The organism is Flavobacterium reichenbachii (assembly GCF_002217435.1).
GTDB classification, from domain to species: Bacteria; Bacteroidota; Bacteroidia; order Flavobacteriales; family Flavobacteriaceae; genus Flavobacterium; species Flavobacterium reichenbachii.
Window position 1 is genome coordinate 114863 of record NZ_MUHF01000012.1, and the last position, 21666, is coordinate 136528.

Here is a 21666-nt window from a genome sequence, read left to right on the forward strand (position 1 = left end):
AAAGCCTCGTTTATGAAAAAATTATTACTATTGACTTTTCTTTTTTTAACCGCCTCAGGATTCTCTCAAAACTTTTATTACGGAAATGTCAGCGAAGACGGCTCACCAATTCCCGGCGCCAGAATTTGTGTAGTCAACACGCAAAGATGCACCACTTCAGATTTTGATGGAAATTATACTATTGAAGTTAAAATTGGTGATCAGTTAAAAATTTCTGCTATAGGATTGGAATCAACAATTATTAGAATCACCAGTCAAAATATTCAAAAAAATGATCAAACAGTAGATCCCATTTTAAGCGATGATTATATTGCTAAGCTAAAAAAGCCAACAGATTCTATTAAAATTTCTAAACCATCAGGAACTTTTGCCTTCAATCTTTTTGATGGCTTTGGCGAACAGTATTTAATGAAAATTAATAGAGATGCCAAACATTTTTATAGTTTGAAGTACAAATACGAGTACAATAAATTGTCTTTTGAAGCCAGTCAGGAATTAATGGTTTCATCGCCAATCCGAATGCAAAAGTATCAAAAAACATATGCGCAGGGCAGAAGTCAAAATGGAGAATTAGTATATCAATCTCCGGAAACAAACGAAATTTTCAGCTGGGGACCAAACGTAAATTCTTTAGAATATTCAGGAAATAAATCTGAATATTATCCGCAGGGAAATATTGTAAACAAGACATTTGGTAACGGAAATGCATTAGAACTTTACAATCCGAATGATTTTTTCAATAACGGAATGGACAATAAATACATGCTGAATACCCAAATTGAAGGAACAAAGGGCAATATAATGAGAATAAATCTTACTTATAAAACAGGTAAAATTTCTATTCCAACGAGCCGAAATAATGAAATTGCAGCATTTGTCAAATATTCTAGAAATGTTTCAAAATTAAGTAAAATAGAAACTATTTTATCTTATGATGATTTCGAAAACAATCTAACCAACTCCAATTTTGCAGTAAATAAGATCGTTTTTGCAAATGCGGTAACGCCAATTCATTTTGATAATAATTTTGCGTCCACATTATCAAATGGTTTACAGCGAAGTTATGCACAGTCTGAAAATAATCCTTATTATTTGCTTCAGAATAATGTCGATAAAAATAAAAGCAAAACCATTTCTTTCAATTTTAATCATAAATATACCAAGGATAAGAATTGGAACAGTGCAAGTGCTAGTTTTCAATCTTCTGAAATTAAAAACACAAACGGTCAGAGTTTTTATACTGCCGGAATTGCAGCGCCTAATTTCAATGAAAGAAAAGAAAGATTTAGCAATTTTTCAGTTTCAGATGTTTTCAACCACACCATTGATTCTCGCGGATTTGTAGAAACAAAAATTGATTTCAGGTTTCAGGAACGAAAATTAAACCGTCAGTATTTTACCGGATTTGCTGCTCCAATTGATTTTCCTGACAATAGTTTATCTCAAAATAAATTCGATATTTCGCAGCAGCGATTTGAAGTTTTTTATAACGCGAATGTATCGTATACTTTTCGTGATATTCTTTCTTATTATGAGCAATTGGTTTTAAAAGCAAATACGAACCTGAATTATTCGTCAACCGTAAAAGGAAAGTTTATGCCCAATTTTCTTGCTTCCGCAGAAATTAAAGACCTTTTTAATGAATCGCTTTCGATTACCGTCAGCCAGTCTTATAATCAGGTGGAACCTTCTTTGCAAAATAATAATTTGAATTTTAATTCCTTACGTTACAACGTTAGTCAGTTCAAAGAACTTCAGAATAATTTAGAATTGATAACGCCAAAAAATGCCATTGCCACACAGGAAATCAATACAAATTTGAGCTTGATGTATAATTTCGATTATCGCTGGAATTTTAATTTTAATTTTTACAACAAAACAGTTGATAATTTATATGTTCCCAGTTTTAACCTAAATACCATTAATTGGTCGCCAGACGTAAATTATAAAGAGAATGGAGTTGAATTCGAAATACAAAAAACATTTGATAGAAGAAATTTAGCTTATAGTTTCAATTTAAATTTCACTCATTATAAAAACAAAGTCACAAGTTTGAATAACAATCAAAGCAGCATTCCATTTGCCGGTTTTGCTGATGTTAATAAAAATTATATCGCTGGCCAGCCGCTCGGTGTTATTGTCGGAAACGGCTATTTAAGAGACAATAATCAGAATATAATTATTGATAATGATGGTTTTCCTGTTGAAGATGCACAGCCAAAAATTTTAGGCAATCCAAATCCTGATTTTGTTGTTGGTTTTTTCAATTCATTAAAATATAAAAACTTTACGCTCAACCTTTCTTTTGATTGGAGTCAAGGCGGCGAAATGTGGAATGGAACACAGCAAACGTTGAATTATTACGGAAAATCTGAACTGACTGAACAACAGCGAAATATAAGTAATTATGTTTTTGCGGGCGTTACACAATCAGGCGCAGTAAATACAAAAACCGTTTCTTTTTATGATGCGAATCTTCCTGTACAGCAAAATCGCTGGACGAGATACGGAATCGACGGTGTTGCAGAAGATGCGATTGAAGACGCGACTTATTTTAGATTGAATGCTGTGAGTTTATCGTATACTAATAATCCCTATTTTAATTATGGAAACAGAATAAGTTATACAATTTCACTTTTTGTAAATAACGTTTTTGTGCTGTCTAAAAACAAACAAGCTTTCAGCAGTAATGCTATGTTTAATTCTTTAGACTCAAGCGGATTAGAATATTTCAATGCGCCCATGATGAGAAGTTTCGGATCTTCTTTAACCATTAAATTTTAACACGATGAAAAATCTAAAATACATATTGTTTTTACTATTATTTCAGACTGTAGAAGCGCAAAATATCGAAGCAAATTGGAATACGGTTTATGAAAAACCAATCACTGAAAAAGTGTATCTGCATCTAAATAATGTGTTATATGCTCCCGGTGATATTATTTATTTTAAAGCGTATATCGCTGAAAATGATAACAGTCCCACAACTTTGAGCGATTATATTTATATTGATTTATTTGATGGAGGAAATAAAAAAATAGCCACTCAAAATTATATCGTAGAACAAGGAAGTGTCTCTGGTTCGTATAAAATTCCTGAATCCAGCGTTGCCGGAATGTATAAAATCAAAGCCTATACAAAAATTCAAAATCAGAATTCGGATAATATTTTTGAGAAGAGCTTTTTTGTGCAAAAAGTGGTTTCACCAAGAATTTTGATGACACTCGATTTTAAGAAAAAAGCATACGGAAAGGGAGAAATCTGCGAAGCCGATTTTGAATTGAAAAATCTGGAAAGCCAGCCAATCAGAAATTATGCTTTCAATTATGCTATTTTTATTGGAGGCAAAAAGATAGATTCCCTGCAGGGAAAAACAGATGAATTAGGAAAAGCAGTTGTGAAATTTAAACTTCCAAATGATTTAAAATCGAATGATGGAATTTTAAACGTAATGCTGGATTATGATAATTTCAAAGAATCAGTAACACGTTCCATTCCAATTAATTTAAATTTTGTAGATCTTCAGTTTTTACCTGAAAGCGGAAATTTAGTTTTAAACGAACCTTCGTCATTGTTTTTTATTACAAAAAATGAATTTGGAAGACCAATGGATGCCGCCGGTTTTATTGAGGATGAAAGTGGTAATAAAATCACGGATTTTAAAAGTGTTCACGACGGAATGGGAAATGTTGTTTTGAAAACCGAAGAAAATAAAAAATACTTCGCCGTTTTGACTTCGCCTTTTAAATCAGAAGAAAAAATAGAATTGCCTTTAGCCAAAAAAAGTGTTTTTGTACTAAATGCAGTCAAAAATACAGATAATGTTTCGCTGAAAATTTATGCGCCATTGGCAGTCGATGCAAAAATTTTGGTTCGTAATATTGCCAAAATTCAGCAATCGATTCCTTTGAATTTAAAGCAAGGCTGGAATGTATTGGATATAAAAACAAAAGATTTTCCGGTTGGTATTCAATCTCTTTCTTTATTAATCGAAAACCAGATTGTTGCTGAAAGACTTGTGTTTTTGAATTATCAGGACGGACTCAAAATAGAAATCAAAACGGACAAACAAACATATCTGCCAAGAGAAAAAGTAAAAGTTTCTGTTGTCACAAAAGACAAAAACAATCAGCCCATTGCATCGAATATTTCAGTTTCAGTAGTCGATTCAAAACTGCTCACTTATATCGATGACAAACAAGATAATATTTTGTCTTGGATGTTTCTTGGATCAGAATTAAAAGGAAAAATTCACGAGCCAAGATTCTATTTCGATACTAACAAAAAACTGGAATTAAAAGAAGAAGCGATTGATTTACTTCTAAATACGCACGGCTGGAGAAAGTACAATCAGGAAAATATTCAAAATTTAGTAGCTCAAGGAAGAAGTTTAGAGCCTGAAAAAAGCAATATAATCGAAGGGTTTATACAGAATCGTAGAAGAAAACCTGTTAGCACAAAGATTTTGTTTTTTACAGATAAAGGAAATGTTTTTGAAACAAGAAGCAATTCAAGCGGTTATTTTAGGTTTAACAGAATTCCGTTTTCGAAGATTGCTTATTTAGCGGCAGAAAGTGGAAGCAGTAGTGAATATACCATTACAAACTCCATTTCAAACGAAATTAATTTTCTTAGAATGAAAGACACACTTTCGAATACAGAGATTCTGGAAGTAAGTTATAATGATTTGAAACCGAATGACAACAGTATTATTACGACTAAGAATGATAGGTATAGCAGCAATACATTATGGTCAGTACCAATGTATAACAACGTTTCATTAAAATCAGAAAGTAATTCATTGAGTGAAGTTGTAATAGTAGGATATGGTTACCAAAGAAGGTCATCACTAACAGGATCAACATCAGTAATTACACGTCAGGATATTACCAACTCATTAAACGGAAGGGCTGCGGGACTTCAAATTACCTCTTCATCCGGACAGCCGGGCGGAGCAGATAAAATTAGAATTAGAGGTTTATCCTCTATTTACGGAAGCCGATCTGCGGGGCAGCCATTGATTGTTGTAGACGGAATTCCGTGTGTCAATAATGAAAATTCGTCTATTTTCGGGAACTTGTCTCCCAATTTAATTGAGTCAGTTGTTATCTTAAAAGATGCTTCGGCAACTGCAATTTACGGTTCAAACGGTGCGTACGGCGTTATTGTAGTAACGACGAAAAACAGACCGATGGATGCAAAAATTATTTTAGGAAAAAAACAAAACTATACTTTTCAATCCATTCTTAAATCGGGAAAAAAAGAATTGAACGAAGCTTATGATTTTTATGCACCAAAATATGCATCAACAATTGTCGAAGAAAAAACAGATTTTAGAAGCTGTATTTATTGGAACTCTATTATTCACACTGATAATAAAGGAATGGCAGCTTTTGAATTTCATAATTCTGATGACAATACTTCTTTTAAAATAATAGCCGAAGGAACTTCTTTTAAAGGCGATATTGGCAGGGCAGAAGTGTCGTATGCTGTAAAAGAATTAATTCAGAGCGATGTAAAAGTGCCAATTTATGCTTCAAAAGAAGATAACATCCGCATACCAATCTGGCTTAAAAATAACTCTGAAAACAACTTAACATTAAATTGCAGACTTAATTTTGATAATAAAGAAACTAATAATACAGCAGTAGTTTTAAAACCAAATGAATCTAAAACGGTCTATATTTCAATAATTGCCAGTAAAATCGGAAAAAATCTTCCTTTGGAAATTATAGTAGAAGGAGACAGTTACAGAACAAAAATCCTAAAGTTTATAGATGTTTATGGAAACGGTTTTCCTATGAATGTTGATATTTCAGGAACGAAATCGCAGACCACAGATTTTACAATTTCAGATCCATTAGCGGGTTCTGTTGATGCCGGATTTAAAATATTATACAATCCGTTTTCCTCTATTTTTGATGGCTTGCAAAGTATGATGCGTGAACCTTCCGGATGTTTTGAGCAGGTTTCGTCGTCTAATTATCCCAATATAATGGCGATGCAATTATTAAAATACAGAACAATAACGCCTGAATTCAAAGAGAGAGCCTTGAAGTTTTTAGAAGTTGGTTATCGAAAATTAAGAAACTACGAATCTAAAGAAGGCGGATACGAATGGTACGGAGGCAATCCGGGAAATGAGGCTTTAACCGCTTATGGCTTATTGCAGTTTCATGAAATGAGCGAGTTTATAAATATTGATAAAAAACTAATTGAAGGAAATTTGAAATGGCTTAATTCAAGAAAAGACGATAAAGGAGGTTTCAATCAAAATCCGGCACGATACGGTTTTTCAGGAATAAAATATGTAGTTAACAATGCTTATATTGTTTATGTGCTTTCAGAAGTAGGGCAGAATGATTTCGAAAAACAATATGAAACTGCATTGAAAGAAGCTTTCGAAAGTAAAGATTTGTACCGAATGGAACTGTTGGCCTTAACTTCATTTAATTTGAAGAAAACAGCCGAATACAAACAATTGATGGGGTTAATTAAATCAGAAATTGTAAAACAAAAATCTAAAGATTTAAAAGCAGAACAATCTATTATTCATAGTTACGGAAAATCGATGAGCATTGAGATTGCGTCACTTTATGCACTTGCGTTATTGAAGGAAAATCAGGTTACAAAAGAAGTTTCTGATATTTTAGATTACATTCAATCTTCAAAAAGCGTTTACGGATTTGGCTCTACACAAGCAACGGCTCTGGCATTGAAAGCGATTACTGAATTTACAAAAATTGCTACTTATACAAAGCCTTTGAATAATCCGACTCTGAATTTAAACCAGCAGCCAATTGGTGTAAGCGCGAAAGATAAAGACGGAAATGTTGTTTTGAAAAATCTGAATGTCAATGCAGGAAAGAATAATTTTTCGATTCAAATTCCTGCTGAAAGTTCGCTGCCTTATTTGTTTTATGTTCAATATCAAACCTACAAACCTAATAATTCAAAAGAATGTAAATTGATTTTAAAAACAAAATCATTGGCCAATAAAGTAAAAATCAGCGAAACGGCAAGAGTAGAAATAGAAGTGCAGAACAATAGTAATTATCAGCTTTCAAACCCAATTGCAAGAATCGGAATTCCCGGCGGATTAACGCCAGAACCTTGGCAGCTGAAAGAGCTGGTTGAGAAAAATGTAGTAGATTATTATGAAATATTCGGAAGCGAATTGGTCTTGTATTTTAGAAAATTAAATCCAAAAGAAACCAGAAAAATCAACATTGATCTAAAAGCAATTGTTCCCGGAAATTATAGAGCAATAGCGTCTTCTGCCTATTTATACTACGAAAACGAGCATAAAAATTGGAATCAAGGAATAGAAATTGAAGTTATTCCGTAGTATTTTTTATCCTAACAGGTTTTTTGAACCTGTTAGGATTTATTTTATTACAAATCAAAAATCTTTTCCTTTATAATAATTCAACGTTAAATCTATAAACTTACTGTAGCTCTCCATACCATCTTTCTGATTGTTTGATTTTAAGAAATTGTCATAAAGAAAATGAAATCCCTTATCAATAAATGTATCGTACTTTTTCCAGAAATCCTGACTTTCCTGATAGTTTTTTAAAATTCCAACGTTTACTTTTTTCTTTAATTCTTTAAATATTTTTTCGTTTTTATGCTGCCAGATTCCTAAACAATAGCGCAAAGTAAAGCTGTATCCTGCATATTGATAATATAAATTATCATTTTTGACAGATGCTAAAACGCCAATAAAATTGCATTCGTTTTCGCTTGCAAAACCAATCTGATGTGCCATTTCGTGAGAAGTCGTGAGCGGAAAAGTGTACATAGGCAATAGGTCATTTACTTGAGCTTCGTTGGTAAAAGGATTTAAGTAGCCTGCAAACCCCATATAAGTCAAAGGAACGCTGAAAAGCGATTTTTTAACGCTTAAAGTTTCATATTTAAAATAAGGATGTTCTTTGGCTAGATTATCATAACCATTCAAAATCATCTTAAAAGATTCTTTTTGCGAATAAGGAAATACAACTTTAGAACTGTCGTTTTTTGTGATTTGGTATTGAACTTCATTAGTTTTTGCAATTAATCTTTTTGTAAAAGCTAAAAGATCTGCATCTGAATATTCTCTTTTGATTTCCATTTTTTCAAAAAGAGGTTCACGATAATAATTAAAAGCCCAGAGTAAATGAAATAGAAAATAAAAAACAGAAACTTTGCCTAAGATTTTTAAAATATGATCTTTCCAATCTGCTCTCCATGTTTTTCTAATTTTCCAAAACCAGCTAATTATAGATACTATAAGAACAGCGTAAATGCAGTCACCAACAGAAAATGGAATTTTACCCAAAATTGATCTCGAGAAGTGCGAAATTCTAATATATAAATTGTTACTGTAAAAGCCTTCCACATAATCCGGAAAAAAAGGGAGGATTTTTAAAATGATGATCTGGATTAAAAGAAATAAAGGAAGTATATATTTTGATTTCACAATGTAAATTTTGATACGTAAATATAAATACAATTGACTGATAAAAAAAGTTAACCTCGAATTCCACGAATTTTCATTATTATAAAGGAAATATTTAAAAACTGTAAAATATTTATGGTATTCCAATTTTAGAGCCATTATAATTTGTGCTAATTCGTGTAATTAGTGGCAGAAAAAAATATAAACTTTGTAACTTTGACATTCTTAATTGTTAAACATCAAACAAAATATAATGAGTCAGGAAATAAGAAATCTGGAGCCAAAAGCACTTTGGAATAAATTTGCAGATCTGAACGCCGTTCCACGTCCATCCAAAAAAGAAGAACGTGTAATTGAGTTTATGAAAAATTTTGGTAACAGTCTGGGTTTAGAAACTTTTGAAGATGAAATCAGAAATGTAATCATCAGAAAACCGGCAACTCCAGGTATGGAAAATCGCAAAGCAATTGTACTGCAGGGCCATCTTGATATGGTGCACCAAAAAAATGCAGATACCGTTTTTGATTTTGATACGCAGGGAATCGATATGTATGTTGATGGAGACTGGGTTCGCGCACGCGGTACCACACTTGGTGCTGACAATGGTTTAGGAGTGGCGACAATTATGGCTATTTTAGAAAGTAAAGACATTCCGCATCCTGCAATTGAAGCTTTGTTTACAATTGACGAAGAAACTGGAATGACTGGCGCTTTAAACTTAAAAGGTGGTATTCTTCAAGGTCAGATTTTATTGAATTTAGATACTGAAGAAGACGATGAAATTGATATTGGATGTGCTGGCGGAATTGATGTAACAGCTACAAGAACGTATCATGAGGAAGAAGTTCCAGAAGGTTCAGTAGGGCATCTTGTTACCGTAAAAGGGCTAAATGGAGGTCATTCAGGAATGGATATTCATAAAGGTTTAGGTAATGCGAACAAAATTATGAACCGTTTATTATTTGATGCTTTTGAAAACTTCGGTTTGCAAGTAGCAGAAATTAACGGAGGAAGTTTGCGAAATGCAATTCCGAGAGAAAGTGTTGCCAAAGTAATCATTTCTGAAATGTTTGATGAAGCTTTCATCTTTGATATGCAGGAAATTATTAACGACATTAAAACAGAGTATAAAACTACTGAACCTAATTTATCTATCGAAATCGTAAAATGCGATTTACCTGAAAAAGTTATGGATTTGGGTGTACAAGAAGGAATTATCAGAGCAATCTACGCAGCACATAATGGTGTGTACAGAATGAGTGCTGATATGGAAGACTTGGTAGAAACTTCGAATAATATTGCGAGAGTTATTATAAAAGATGGCGAAATATCAATAGGATGTTTAACACGTTCTTCTGTTGAAACTTCAAAATTTGATTTAGCAAATGCTTTGCGTTCTGCTTTTGAATTGGTTGGATGTGAAGTAGAACTTTCAGGTTCTTATCCGGGATGGACTCCAAATGTAAATTCTGAAATATTAGATACTTTGGTTGGAATTTATGAAAAACAGAATAACGAAAAACCAAAAGTGGTGGCTTGTCATGCAGGTTTAGAGTGTGGTATTTTAGGAACAAATTATCCAGAAATGGATATGATTTCTTTTGGACCAACGATTCATGGAGCGCATTCTCCTGACGAAAGAGCCAGTATTTCTTCTGCTCAAAAATACTGGAAATTTGTATTAGAAATTCTTTCTAATATTCCAGTTAAATAGTCTCAGTATTCAGTCACAGTTTTCAGTTTCCATCGAGACTGAAAACTGAGACTGAAAACTTTAAACTAATCTCTTTTAGGAGCATTTTTCTTTTCTCTTTTTTCTTCTTTCTTTTCTTTAGCTGTTTTTAACGGTTCTTTTTTTACCGTTTTTTTAGCGTCTTGACTCTTTGCCATGATATATAAATTTTGGTTACACGATTAATTTATTGTAGTAAATATAACGCTTTTTAATTTCTAATAGTACATAAAACATCCCCAGCTTTTATAACTGAAGATTTGAGTTTAAGAAATTATTAGTTATGTAGATTTTGCGAACTTCGTAAGCGGGTACTTTGAGTTAAGATAAAATTTCTTGCGAAAAGTAAATATGAATTTACTGCAAAATTCTCAATCTTGCCAAACGGCTGTTAGCGGTTCGGTTTATTTTCTATTTAGGATATTCCTCAAAGTTTGGTTCAAAACCCGTTAGATAATATAAGACTAAAATTAATAGGCAAATTGTTATAACAATTAAATTCTGTTTGAGGAATTTTGAAAAAGTTGCTATTAATAATCCAAATGCCAGAATAAACCCTTTTTCAGCATAAGGATTAAAAATTTCAAATGCTAAGCATTTTGGAATTAGTGGATTAGATAAGTTTAGCTTTGTTGAATAATAAACTGCAAAAACATTTAATAAATGAAGTATTGCAACAATTATTAAAACCATTGAGATTTTTTCAACGCTTCTTTTACTGTTTATCTCCTTTAATTTTTCAAGCATTTTCTTTTTAATTTTCTAGTTATTGCAAACTGACCGCTAACGTTCTCTTATTATCGCGGGTTTTCGACTAAATTAAACCTTATTTTAGGATTTGTCATCCAGGCGATAGCGAACAGGCGAAGCAAATCATTCAAATACAAAACTAACTTTTCCATTAAGCGAATTATTCAAATCCGTTGTAGCAGCTGTTGTGGGCTGTTTCTATTTATTTCGGTAATATCAATTTTTTAAATTAATACTGCCGCAATTGATTTTTTTATTGCTTGATTTGCCATTGTTTCTTGAGCCGTCAACTTTTATTTCATAAAAGAGGTTTTTTCCTTTTACACTCAACTCAGTTCTCATAGTTCCGTGTGCTCCTTCAGTTAAGCAAAGTATTACAATATAAAAGCCATTTGATTCTCTTGAGTTAATCGTTCTATTTAAAGATGCTGATTTGTGAATATTGTTATCTAAATAAGATTCTAAATTTGTTAAACCATACAGAAATAATGGAAACTTCTCCAAAGTCATGGTGTCATTAGGAATCAAAATTTTATAGTATTTATCAGGTAAAGACGGCACTTCATACGCATTCAAAGGGAAATCCATTGTTAATTCAATTGGATTATCTGTTTCATTTGTTATTTGTGTCCAAAAAACAGCATAACTATATTGATCACCATTTTTGTCAGTATATTTTAATCCACCTCTTGGAAAACCATTTTTGATTAAAATGTTCTTGCCAGCAGAGTCAGCATATTTATATTTGGTGTAAATATCTTTATCATTAAATGTATTTTTGTTGTTGATATTTTTTATCGAATCTGAAACTTTGGTTTCGATAATATCTTTTTTTGAATTGCTAGATTGTTTGCAGGAAAAAAATCCCGCTGTCGCTATGATAAACGCTAATATGCTTTTTTTTATTTTCAACATTTCTTTTACGATTGTGAGTTAAACTTTACCTAAAAACGTTCTGGTATTACAGCGCTCTTTGGACTGAAATTAAACTCTATTTTCGGATTCGCCACCCGAGCGATAGCAAACAGGCGAAGCAAATCATCTCAAATACAAAACGAACTTCCTACTTATGCCAATTGCCTAAATCTGTTGTAGGAGTTGTTAGGAGATGGCTTTTTTCTGTTTCTTAAAAATTCCTATTATTAGATTTATAATATAGATTGGTTGTCCAATTAATAATATCAATAAAGTTAGAATTACAAGTGTTTGGTTAATTAACTGATAATTGTCGAATAGAGGAAAAGGAATATCTACAAAAGCTTTACAATATCCAATTACTAACCAATAAACTAAAAAACTTCCATTGAGTATTACAGAATGTATTACTGTCAGCACATCAATTAGTTTTCTTTTCATGGCCTTTTGAACAATCCAATATCCAAGTCCTATAAGATAGTAAGCTAAACTCAAAAACAGAGCAACATAAAAATGTGCAATTACAAAATATGTATCGTGAATATTTATATCGAAAGTGGTATCTTCATTTTGAGTCTGAATTAATCCGATCATTAGCATTATTAAAGCAACTAACCAAAACAAATTATATATTTTAATTTTTTTTAAATTCATAAAAAATTGATTCATTTCTTCTTCGTTTTTCATCGCTTTCTCCTAACGTTCTGGTACTACAGCAGGTTTGGGATTAAATTAAAATCTATTTCCGGATTTGCAAAATGATTCCAAATACAAAATCAACTACCCATTTAGCCAATTGTCTAAATCCGTTGTAGTAGCTGTTGGCAGTAGTTATTTTTGTTTAATTATATATATCCCTTTTTCGGAATTCCAAACCATATTTTTGTGATTTTCATTCCAAAAATTCAACCACCAATTAGCGTTTTTAGATTCATTCATTTTTTCGTCTCCAAACAACATTGCTAAATATGTGTATGTGTAAGTATCAGGATTGCAATAATTTGCAGAAGAACTTTTTTCCTTTGGCATTTCATCTAATTTATAAACATTTTTTAAGCACTTTTTAGTTATTGCTTCCTTTGTCGAATTATCTTGCAATGAAATTATTAGAGCATTAACTGCATTTAAACTACTAATTTCTGGAATTTTAGAATTTTTGTAATCAAAAGGCTTGAATTCTTCAACATTTTTATTTGAGAGATAGCTTAACCAATTTTTTTTAAGCGCTTTAAGTTCTTCTTCAGTTGAATTTATTGTTACATATCCAAAGTTCTTTTTTGTCAAATTTTGCAGAATTTGATTTGCTCTTCCTGAAACTGTAAAAAGATCGTTATCAATAACTAATCCTTTACCTTCGAAAATTATATCTTTAGTTACAATTCTATCCCAAATTATTAAACGACTCGTTCCTTCAAGCTTTGTTTCAGTTTTATCAGTTATTTGATTCGCCAAAGAATTCAAATAAAGATTGTCTTTTGAGTAATTATTTATTGAAGCGTTTAAAGTCAAAAAAACCGCGCTCCAACTTTTGTCATTAAGATTTTTTACTAACAGATCTGCTGAAGTAAGTTTTTGTACTTCGTCATACATTTCTTTGGTGTAATTTTCAATATTTTGTTGGCTCCAAGAAGTCAATAATTTTTGAGAATAGGAAAAATTAAAAGAAATTAGAAGTAATAATATTAAAATTTGTTTCTTCATTTATGGTCGGTTTATTTTCTGTTTTTTTTATAATTACTGCCAACTATCTGTTACTAAAGCGCGTTTGGGACTAAATTAAGCCCTATTTTCTTATTTGCCACCCGAGCGATAGCGAACAGGCGAAGCAAATCTTTCAAATACAAACCAATTTTTCCATTAATTCAATTGCTAGAATGTGTTGTAGGCCGTAGTTTATTTTGTAAATCTCCATTTTTCAAGAGCCATAGTTGCAATTACATCTGGCCAAGTTTCATAACCAGCTAACTTCGGTTGGATAGGAATAATGCTTGTTGGTGACCATTGCTGTCCACCAACAGTATATATCATTGCATCATAAATCAATTTTCTATCAAAAGGATTTACAACTGAAAGCATCATTAGTGTGTTTTTCCGATCAGTTACATTCTGTAAAAACTTTAGTTTTATTGTTTTGTCAGGAAAAGCAACTTTGTCGACTATTCTCATTGAATAAATAGTATCTCCTTTAATTTCAGTCTCTATATTTAATTCTTCTCCAGGATAAATTTGCAGCACTTTTTCTTTTACGAAATATGGAGATTTGGGAATATTAACGGAATAATTATTGTCAGCATTAGCAACTAATTCCAATTTGAAAGGTTCTCTATCAATCTTTTGATTTTGTGAATAGCAAATCATTGACAATAGAAGTAATGCAAAAGTTATTTTTTTCATTTGGTTGTGTTTAATACGGTTCGTGACTATGGTATATGTTCTGGAACTTCAGCAGATTTGAGGTTAAAATTAAGCCTCATTTTCTTATTTGCTAAATCATCCCAAATACAAGACCATTTTTCCATTAAGCCTAATGCCCAAATCCGTTTTAGTGGCTGTTGTAGGAAGTGTTTATAATTCGTGACGTTCTAATCCAAATGCTAATCCTATAGCTAATGTAACATCTCCCCAACGAAATTCTGAATACATATCACTACCATCGTGATAATTTGACCTCACAATAATCATATCATATCCTTTGCTTTTTAATTGTGAAAGTTCATGTTCATATATCTGATCACTTGCTACAAGAACTATATTATCATTGTCGATTAAACGATCTAATTCTTCACATATTTCAAAAGCAATTATTTCATTTGTTTTATTAATAAGTATCCTTACTTGATTGCCATTTTTAGTTTGAAATTTTAAGTTTTCGTAGTCAATATTAATTCGTTGTTCTAAACTAAAAGAACTACTTAAAAACAAAGTACAATTTATTATCTTTTTTTCGGTTTTATATCGATTATAGAATTCAAGAATATTGTTAATAACATCAATTAAATCTGGCTTTTTGAGTTTTTTTTCAGGCCAAATTTTAGAATAAGTTTTGTATGCCCAATCTATAGATTTTTCTAAAAATATTCCATCAATAAATATTGAAGTATATTCTTTTACATCTTTCAAGAGTTCATCAATCTTATATGCTAATTGTCTATTAAAAATCTTTTCTTGAAAATCTATCTGTTTTATTCTTTCTTTATTTATAGAGACGGAATACTCATTTTTGGTGTTTATTTTCCACTCTTTAATTTGTTCAGGGAAAAATAAAAAGAGATTTTCATTTTTCTCATCGTCTATAGTATAAATAAATAAGATAAAATTATTTTCAACGTATGAAATGGGTATTCTAACCGAAGTATTTTTGTCATTAAGTTTCCTGCCTTTACATTGTATTGTCAGATATTTTAAGTGATGTTTTTTTGATTGTTTGATTATATATAAGTCCGAACCTTTTTCGTCGAAGGAAAGTTCATTTACCTTAAAATCAAATTTTATAAGTTGAGAGATTATAAAGCTTTGTGCTTGTTTTTCAAGAGGTTTATTATCCATTTTTCTTATTCTGATGATTTTAAGTGTTTTGGGTAGCATTCCTACAACTTGTATATACTCGCTATAATGTAGCGACTATCTACCCAGTTTTGGTTATAAAGGCGCTATTGTGTAGCGCATTTGTAACAAATATAAAATAATAATTTTATTACAAATCATCAAAAAGACTTTTTATTTGTTGAATACTTTTAGTACTCACATGAGTGTAAATTTCGGTAGTTTACTGCAGTTATTTCCTAGTAATTCTTGAATGTATCTCAAATCGGTATTATTCAGAAAAGAAATCGGTTTATTACCTAAAAGAAAAATCCCCAGCTTTTAAAAACTGAGGATTTAAATATTTTAATTGTAAAGCTGATTTTAATTTCGTTTTAATACTTTGTATTGCTCATAACAAGCACTGATCGCGTCCATAATCTGCAAATCGTTTGCGGTCTGGATAAAAGCATCAGAATAGTTGCAGCGACGCATAATTTCGGGTATTTCATCCTTGCTTACTCCTAATAACACAGAAACGGTTTCTCTATCGTATTTCGACTCTAAAAGATTTCTAACAGTGTCATCTTTTTTCATTTCCTTAAGTTTCTTAAGTTCCTTTCCGTTTTTACCAAAGAAATTGTAAAGCATATCGGCGGGATTAAAAATAGAACCTAAAACTTTTCCGAAAGCATTTGGAGAATATTCTCCTGCTTCATAACCTTGTGTAAGACCAGAAATGCTGTAACGGTAGTTTTCTTTGGTTGGAATCAGCTTAGCATCGATTTCGAGATATCCTGTTAAACTAAATGGAGCAATAACAACTTCTTCTAAAGCAATTGCTTTTTCAGTAAGCTGAATTCGCGTTACTTTATTTTTTATCCAGTCATTGGTTACCCTGATTCTTAAAGACTGAAAACCCAAGATAGAAAAGTGAAGTGTATCGTTAACTTGTACATCGATTTCAAAATATCCTTTTTCGTCAGATTTTGCACCACGTACTTTATTTGTATTAATGATATTTACACTAGAAAGAGGCTGTTTACTGTTATCATTGATGATGTAACCTGAAACTCTTTGTGGAACTGTAGTCTCTGTGTCTTGGGCAAAGCTAATAGCAGAGAATAGCATAAAAAAGAAAACTGCGAAATATTTCATATCCTGATTTAAAGCACTAAAAGTAGTAAATCAGGATTAAATATTTCGCAGTCTTCGAATATAATTATCAGAAAATTAACAAAGGATAGGAGTGTTGCTTTTCGTATTTAACTAAAAAGAGGGGAGAGGAAAGATTCCTGTTACAAAAAAATCCCAAATTCCAATTATGTCTGGAATTTGGGATTTTATATATTAAGAAAATTAAATTATTAATCTCTTCTTGGTCTTCTTGGTCTTGGTGAATCACCAAAGCTTTCAGAACGTCTTGGAGCTCTGTCTGAACTTCCTTCGTTTCTTGGAGCTGAGCTTCTAAAACCGCCTTCTCTTTTTGGAGCAGATGAGTTTCTGTCGCTTCTAAAACCACCTTCTCTAGGAGCAGAGTTTCTGTCGCTTCTAAATCCGCCTCCAGAACCTTCACGTCTTGGAGCAAAATTTCCTTCTCTTCTTGGTCCAGAACTTCTTCCGCCGCCACGGTTGTTGTGGTCACGTCTTCCGCCGCCATCGTTTTTAGAAATTTCAACATTAATACGACGTCCTTCTAATTGTACGTTGTTTAATACTTCCATTACTTTATCAGTATGCTCAGGATCAGTGTTAAAGAAAGAGAAACCTTCTTTTACATCTACTTTGAAAACGTCATCACGACCTAAATCTAGTGTTTCTTTCAAGTAATCTTTAAGAGACATCCAATCAAAATTATCTCTAGAACCAATGTTTACAAAATAACGAACTGCTCCATTATTATTGAATTCTCTAGGCTCAGAATCATTTCTTTCGCGTCTTTCTCCAGAAGATTGAGATGAAATATCTCTGTTCTTTTTGTAGTAAGCAATAAAACGGTTAAATTCTACAGATACCATTTTCTTGATCAGTTCTTCTTTAGATAAACCTTCAAGAACATTATTGATTGCCGGAAGGTAGTTGTCAATTTCGTGATCTACCTCAGTATCTTTAATTTTAGTTGCTAAGTGTAATAATTGAATTTCGCAGATTTCGATTCCAGAAGGAATTGTTTTTTCTTCAAACTTTTGTTTGATGATTCTTTCGATAGCAGAAATTTTACGTAATTCACTTTTTGTAACAATTACAATAGAAGTACCTAATTTACCAGCTCTACCAGTACGGCCAGAACGGTGGTTATAAGTTTCAACTTCGTCAGGTAATTGGTAATTTACAACGTGAGTAATATTATCAACGTCAATACCACGAGCTGCAACGTCTGTTGCAACAAGCATCTGAATTTGTCTTCCACGGAAAGATTTCATTACACCATCACGCTGTGCCTGAGATAAATCTCCGTGCAAAGCAGCTGCGCTGTAACCATCTTCAATTAATTTTTCGGCAACAGCCTGTGTATCTCTTTTAGTACGACAGAAAACCACAGAGAAAATATCTGGATTTGCATCGGCTAAACGTTTTAGAGCTTCGTAACGGTCGCGTGCATTTACTAAGTAAAATTCGTGAGAAACCGTTGCAGAACCTGAGTTCTTAGCACCTACTGTAATTTCTAAAGGGTCTGTCATGAATTGTTTTGCAATTCTTGCAACCTCTTGCGGCATAGTTGCAGAGAACAACCATGTGCTTTTTTGATCTGGAGTATCTGATAAGATAGAAACGATATCCTCATAGAATCCCATGTTCAACATTTCGTCAGCCTCATCAAGAATACAGTAATCTATATTTTTAATGTTTACTAAACCTCTGTTGATCATGTCTTGCATTCTCCCCGGAGTTGCCACAATAATTTGTGCACCTCTTTTAATTTCTCTGGCTTGCTCTGTAATACTAGCCCCGCCGTAAACTGCTACCACATTAATACCTTTTTCGTATTTTGAGTAGTTTTTAAGTTCGTTGGTAATCTGTAAACAAAGTTCTCGTGTTGGCGATAAAACTAATGCTTGTGTATTTCTGTTGTCAGCATCAATTTTTTGAATTAGCGGAAAACCGAAAGCTGCCGTTTTCCCTGTCCCTGTCTGAGCCAACGCAACCATATCTGTGTCTTTTTCCAATAATAGGGGAATCGCCTTTTCCTGTACCTCTGACGGATTTTCAAATCCTAGATCTAAAATCGCCTTCAGTAACGATTCATTCAATCCTAATTGTTCAAATTTATTCATATGTATTTTTAAAATAGGGTGCAAAATTACTGTTAATTTTTCAGAAAAACTAATGCTATTTTAAGATTTGTGTTTTTGTTAAGATTTGATTATCAAAAAGTTATAGCTGGTGTAAAATCATTTCTTGAAGTAATTGAGTAAAAAGCCAAAAAAATACGTCAGTAAATTTAATATTAACCCTTTAAAATGTTGTATTTGAAACAATTATTTTGCTGCGCTCAGAAAATCAATTAGTTGCTCGGTTGCTTTTCCGCGATGACCTATTTTATTCTTAATTTCCAGAGATAATTCTGCAAAAGTTTCAGAATAATTTTCGGGTCTGAAGATCGGATCGTATCCAAAACCTTGATTTCCGGTTTTGCTTAAAGTGATTTCTCCTTTTGCAATTCCGGTAAAAAGATGTTGTTCTCCATTTATATTCAGTGCTATAACCGTTTTAAACTTTGCGCTGCGGTCTTGTTTATCTTTTAAGGCGTCGAGAAGTTTATTCATGTTGTCGTCTGCATTACGTTGTAGTCCGGCATATCTTGCTGAGTAAACACCTGGTTCTCCATTCAGTGCATTTACTTCCAATCCGGTATCATCTGCAAAACAGTCGCAGCCGTATTTTTGCGTTACATAATTGGCTTTCAAAATTGCATTTCCTTCAATAGTATCTGCAGTTTCGGGTATATCTTCATGACAGCCAATTTCTTCAAGACTTAATATTTTAATGCTTTCAGGGAGAATGCTCTGTATTTCCTTGATTTTATTTTTGTTGTTTGATGCGAAAACGAGATTCATAATGGTAATATTTTAAAATAAATTTTTCGATTATAAAAGCAGCAGCGATTCCAAAACTATAGGCTAAAATATCGCTCCATAAAAATCCCTGACCTAAAACATAACGCCCAAAAAGGGTTTTTCTAAGTAAAATAATCCATTCAGCCTGATAGAGCTGTAAAAATTCAATTCCGTAACAAGTTAATAAAGAAATTAAAGCGATAAGTATTCCTTTTTTAGAAATAAATAAAATTCGAATTAAAATGTACATCATTACAGCATATAAAAAGTCGCCGCAAGAAGGTGGAATTATAGAAATTTTTCTCGAAATGATTCCGAGGCAGATTACTAAAAGTAATAGGAAGAAATAATAGACTCTGGGTTTGTTCAATTTTAGAATTAATGTCTTAGTTATAAAAAACAAAGGTATGAAAAGGAGTGTAAAATAGTACGAATTTGGTAGGTCTAAAAGACTAAAGGCTTTTATTTATTTAAAGCTAATTCTAATTTTTATAAATTTAGCTTTCAAAAACTACTACTATGACTATCAAACCAAAATTTTCTTCTTTATTCTCTGTGTTTTTCTTTGCCATGACGATTGTTTATGGGCAGAATAAAAACAGTCCCAAATTTGATGTAAAAAAACAGCTTGAATATTGTGCTGTACAGGCTTCTAAGACTTTAAAGGTAATTCCAGAGGACGGCACCTCTCCAAGAACGGTTCCAAATGGAAGTAAAGAATGGAAGTTTGTTGGTTATAAAGATTGGACCAGTGGTTTTTGGCCTGGAGAATTGTGGTATTTATATGAAGCTTCCGGAGATAAAAAATGGGAAAAAGAAGCGGATAAATTTACGCGATTCCTAACTCCTTTATCGGTAAGTAAAGCGGCTGACCATGATTTAGGTTTTCAGGTTTTTAATAGTTTCGGAAATGGATATCGCTTAACAAAAAATGCAGCATATAAAGATATCATCTTAAAAACAGCAGATACCTTAGCGACACTTTTTAACCCGAAGGTTGGAACAATTCAGTCCTGGCCGCACAATAAATATGGCGGACATAATACAATCATCGATAATATGATGAATTTGGAACTCTTATTTTGGGCTTCAAAAAATGGAGGCAGTAAAAAACTTTATGATATTGCAGTAAAACACGCCGAAAAAACGATGAACAATCATTTTAGATCTGATTATAGTTCTTATCATGTTGTAATTTACGATTACGAAACTGGTAAAAAAATAAAAGGAATAACGGCGCAGGGATATAGTGATGAAAGTATGTGGGCACGAGGGCAGGCTTGGGCGATTTATGGTTTTACAATGGTTTACAGAGAAACAAAAGATCAGAAATTTTTAGATTTTGCTCATAAACTTGCACGTGTGTATTTAGACCGCTTAACGACAGAAGATTTAATACCGTACTGGGATTTTAACGCTCCAGATATTCCTAATGCACCTAGAGATGCTTCTGCAGCTGCAATCGTTTCATCTGCTTTAATTGAATTAAGTTCTTATACAAAAGATAAAAATCTAAAAAATGAATACCTTTCAAAATCAAAAAAAATGATAATTTCGTTGTCAGATAATTATCAAAGCCGTGAGGTAAATTCGGCATTTTTGCTTCATGCTACAGGACATAAACCTGCAGGAAGTGAGATTGACTGCTCTATAAATTATGCAGATTATTATTATTTGGAAGCGCTTTTAAGACTTCAAAAACTAAAATAAAAGAAATTATGACTAAGAAAATAAACAAAATTCTGTTTACAGTTATTATTATGATACTGCTGGTAAGCTGTAAAAACACAAAGCAGCAACTTCAGGAATATGTAACTGCTTATAATACGAGTACAGCACCAAGTTTCAGAGCAGAAAATGTATCACTTACCACAGCAAGAGGCTATATTAATGATGATAAAATTGAATTAAGATTTGAAACCAATTTAGAACAGAATGAATTAAATAAAACTGCTTCGAGAGTTTCATTTCCGAAATTGATAAAAGAAATGATTAATAAAGACCAGATTCCAAGACAATTGATAGAAGAAGGAGTTCAGTTTGATGTCTATTTTTTAGCTGATGATAATACGGTTTTGGACAAAGAAGTTTTAAATGGCAATTCTATTAAAGATTTTTTGAAATAAAGTTTATTATTTATTAAATTTTTTAAGCCTATTTGATTCTTACATATTAAAAGTCTCTCTAGTTAAAAATTAGAGAGACTTTTTTATGTTTTTAAGTTAAATGTTAAAAATGAAATTATT

General features: G+C 32.1%; 16 protein-coding genes. 5 read left to right on the forward strand and 11 right to left on the reverse strand.

Going from position 1 to position 21666, the window contains the following annotated elements:
- Positions 1-12 precede the first annotated feature (12 nt).
- Together B0A68_RS11985 and B0A68_RS11990 are read left to right on the forward strand one after the other, a co-directional pair.
- Positions 13-2784: a carboxypeptidase-like regulatory domain-containing protein gene (locus tag B0A68_RS11985; protein WP_035683982.1), complete on the forward strand. Its 2772-nt coding sequence runs from the start codon at positions 13-15 to the stop codon at positions 2782-2784.
- Positions 2785-2788: 4 nt separating this feature from the next.
- Positions 2789-7348, forward strand: a complete 4560-nt coding sequence (locus B0A68_RS11990; RefSeq protein ID WP_035683979.1) for a TonB-dependent receptor plug domain-containing protein — start codon at positions 2789-2791, stop codon at positions 7346-7348.
- Between the two features lie 54 nt (positions 7349-7402).
- Here the strand turns inward: B0A68_RS11990 and B0A68_RS11995 are convergent, their stop codons facing one another.
- Positions 7403-8464 carry a DUF3810 domain-containing protein gene (locus B0A68_RS11995; RefSeq protein ID WP_035688067.1) on the reverse strand — a complete coding sequence of 354 codons (1062 nt, stop codon included), beginning with the start codon at positions 8462-8464 and terminating at the stop codon, positions 7403-7405.
- A 232-nt stretch (positions 8465-8696) separates the two neighbouring features.
- Here B0A68_RS11995 and B0A68_RS12000 point away from each other — a divergent pair, with 232 nt between their 5' ends.
- Positions 8697-10157, forward strand: coding sequence for an aminoacyl-histidine dipeptidase (locus B0A68_RS12000; RefSeq protein ID WP_035683976.1), 1461 nt, complete (start codon positions 8697-8699; stop codon positions 10155-10157).
- Between the two features lie 429 nt (positions 10158-10586).
- Here the strand turns inward: B0A68_RS12000 and B0A68_RS12010 are convergent, their stop codons facing one another.
- The 10 genes from B0A68_RS12010 to B0A68_RS12060 form a co-directional block, all read right to left on the reverse strand.
- Positions 10587-10922 carry a hypothetical protein gene (locus B0A68_RS12010; RefSeq protein ID WP_035683973.1) on the reverse strand — a complete coding sequence of 112 codons (336 nt, stop codon included), beginning with the start codon at positions 10920-10922 and terminating at the stop codon, positions 10587-10589.
- Positions 10923-11141: 219 nt separating this feature from the next.
- Positions 11142-11840, reverse strand: coding sequence for a hypothetical protein (locus tag B0A68_RS12015; protein ID WP_035683971.1), 699 nt, complete (start codon positions 11838-11840; stop codon positions 11142-11144).
- Positions 11841-12026: 186 nt separating this feature from the next.
- Positions 12027-12527 carry a cbb3-type cytochrome c oxidase subunit I gene (locus B0A68_RS12020; RefSeq protein WP_035683969.1) on the reverse strand — a complete coding sequence of 167 codons (501 nt, stop codon included), beginning with the start codon at positions 12525-12527 and terminating at the stop codon, positions 12027-12029.
- A gap of 144 nt (positions 12528-12671) precedes the next feature.
- A complete protein-coding gene (locus B0A68_RS12025; RefSeq protein ID WP_240475244.1) occupies positions 12672-13541 on the reverse strand; it encodes a hypothetical protein in 870 nt (289 codons plus the stop codon).
- 192 nt (positions 13542-13733) lie between these two features.
- On the reverse strand, positions 13734-14234 hold the full coding sequence (locus B0A68_RS12030; protein ID WP_123947501.1) for a hypothetical protein: 501 nt from the start codon (positions 14232-14234) through the stop codon (positions 13734-13736).
- 171 nt (positions 14235-14405) lie between these two features.
- Positions 14406-15386, reverse strand: a complete 981-nt coding sequence (locus B0A68_RS12035) for a hypothetical protein (protein WP_123947502.1) — start codon at positions 15384-15386, stop codon at positions 14406-14408.
- A 360-nt stretch (positions 15387-15746) separates the two neighbouring features.
- Complete coding sequence (locus tag B0A68_RS12045) at positions 15747-16520, reverse strand: carboxypeptidase-like regulatory domain-containing protein (protein WP_035683964.1); 774 nt, start codon at positions 16518-16520, stop codon at positions 15747-15749.
- A gap of 209 nt (positions 16521-16729) precedes the next feature.
- The gene (locus tag B0A68_RS12050; RefSeq protein ID WP_035683963.1) at positions 16730-18637 is read right to left on the reverse strand and encodes a DEAD/DEAH box helicase; all 1908 of its coding nucleotides are present in this window, start codon (positions 18635-18637) and stop codon (positions 16730-16732) included.
- Between the two features lie 204 nt (positions 18638-18841).
- Positions 18842-19420: a non-canonical purine NTP diphosphatase gene (locus B0A68_RS12055; RefSeq protein ID WP_035683959.1), complete on the reverse strand. Its 579-nt coding sequence runs from the start codon at positions 19418-19420 to the stop codon at positions 18842-18844.
- A complete protein-coding gene (locus B0A68_RS12060) occupies positions 19386-19790 on the reverse strand; it encodes a ribosomal maturation YjgA family protein (protein WP_084679033.1) in 405 nt (134 codons plus the stop codon). The genes B0A68_RS12055 and B0A68_RS12060 overlap by 35 nt, the downstream gene beginning before the upstream one ends.
- A 149-nt stretch (positions 19791-19939) precedes the next feature.
- Between B0A68_RS12060 and B0A68_RS12065 the strand changes: the two genes are divergently transcribed.
- Both B0A68_RS12065 and B0A68_RS12070 read left to right on the forward strand, forming a co-directional pair.
- Positions 19940-21130, forward strand: coding sequence for a glycoside hydrolase family 88 protein (locus tag B0A68_RS12065; protein WP_035683956.1), 1191 nt, complete (start codon positions 19940-19942; stop codon positions 21128-21130).
- A gap of 8 nt (positions 21131-21138) precedes the next feature.
- Positions 21139-21546 (forward strand): hypothetical protein, encoded by a 408-nt coding sequence (locus B0A68_RS12070; RefSeq protein ID WP_035683954.1) that lies wholly within the window; start codon positions 21139-21141, stop codon positions 21544-21546.
- Positions 21547-21666: the final 120 nt, after the last annotated feature.

Bases quoted from the DNA above. Each gene is read 5' to 3' on its own strand.
- B0A68_RS12010 (WP_035683973.1), bottom strand. From the start codon at position 10,922: ATGCTTGAAAAATTAAAGGAGATAAACAGTAAAAGAAGCGTTGAAAAA.
- B0A68_RS12035 (WP_123947502.1), bottom strand. From the start codon at position 15,386: ATGGATAATAAACCTCTTGAAAAACAAGCACAAAGCTTTATAATCTCT.
- B0A68_RS12020 (WP_035683969.1), bottom strand. From the start codon at position 12,527: ATGAAAAACGAAGAAGAAATGAATCAATTTTTTATGAATTTAAAAAAA.
- B0A68_RS12025 (WP_240475244.1), bottom strand. From the start codon at position 13,541: ATGAAGAAACAAATTTTAATATTATTACTTCTAATTTCTTTTAATTTT.
- B0A68_RS12055 (WP_035683959.1), bottom strand. From the start codon at position 19,420: ATGAATCTCGTTTTCGCATCAAACAACAAAAATAAAATCAAGGAAATA.
- B0A68_RS12065 (WP_035683956.1), top strand. From the start codon at position 19,940: ATGACTATCAAACCAAAATTTTCTTCTTTATTCTCTGTGTTTTTCTTT.
- B0A68_RS12030 (WP_123947501.1), bottom strand. From the start codon at position 14,234: ATGAAAAAAATAACTTTTGCATTACTTCTATTGTCAATGATTTGCTAT.
- B0A68_RS12045 (WP_035683964.1), bottom strand. From the start codon at position 16,520: ATGAAATATTTCGCAGTTTTCTTTTTTATGCTATTCTCTGCTATTAGC.
- B0A68_RS12000 (WP_035683976.1), top strand. From the start codon at position 8,697: ATGAGTCAGGAAATAAGAAATCTGGAGCCAAAAGCACTTTGGAATAAA.
- B0A68_RS12015 (WP_035683971.1), bottom strand. From the start codon at position 11,840: ATGTTGAAAATAAAAAAAAGCATATTAGCGTTTATCATAGCGACAGCG.
- B0A68_RS11990 (WP_035683979.1), top strand. From the start codon at position 2,789: ATGAAAAATCTAAAATACATATTGTTTTTACTATTATTTCAGACTGTA.
- B0A68_RS12070 (WP_035683954.1), top strand. From the start codon at position 21,139: ATGACTAAGAAAATAAACAAAATTCTGTTTACAGTTATTATTATGATA.
- B0A68_RS11985 (WP_035683982.1), top strand. From the start codon at position 13: ATGAAAAAATTATTACTATTGACTTTTCTTTTTTTAACCGCCTCAGGA.
- B0A68_RS12050 (WP_035683963.1), bottom strand. From the start codon at position 18,637: ATGAATAAATTTGAACAATTAGGATTGAATGAATCGTTACTGAAGGCG.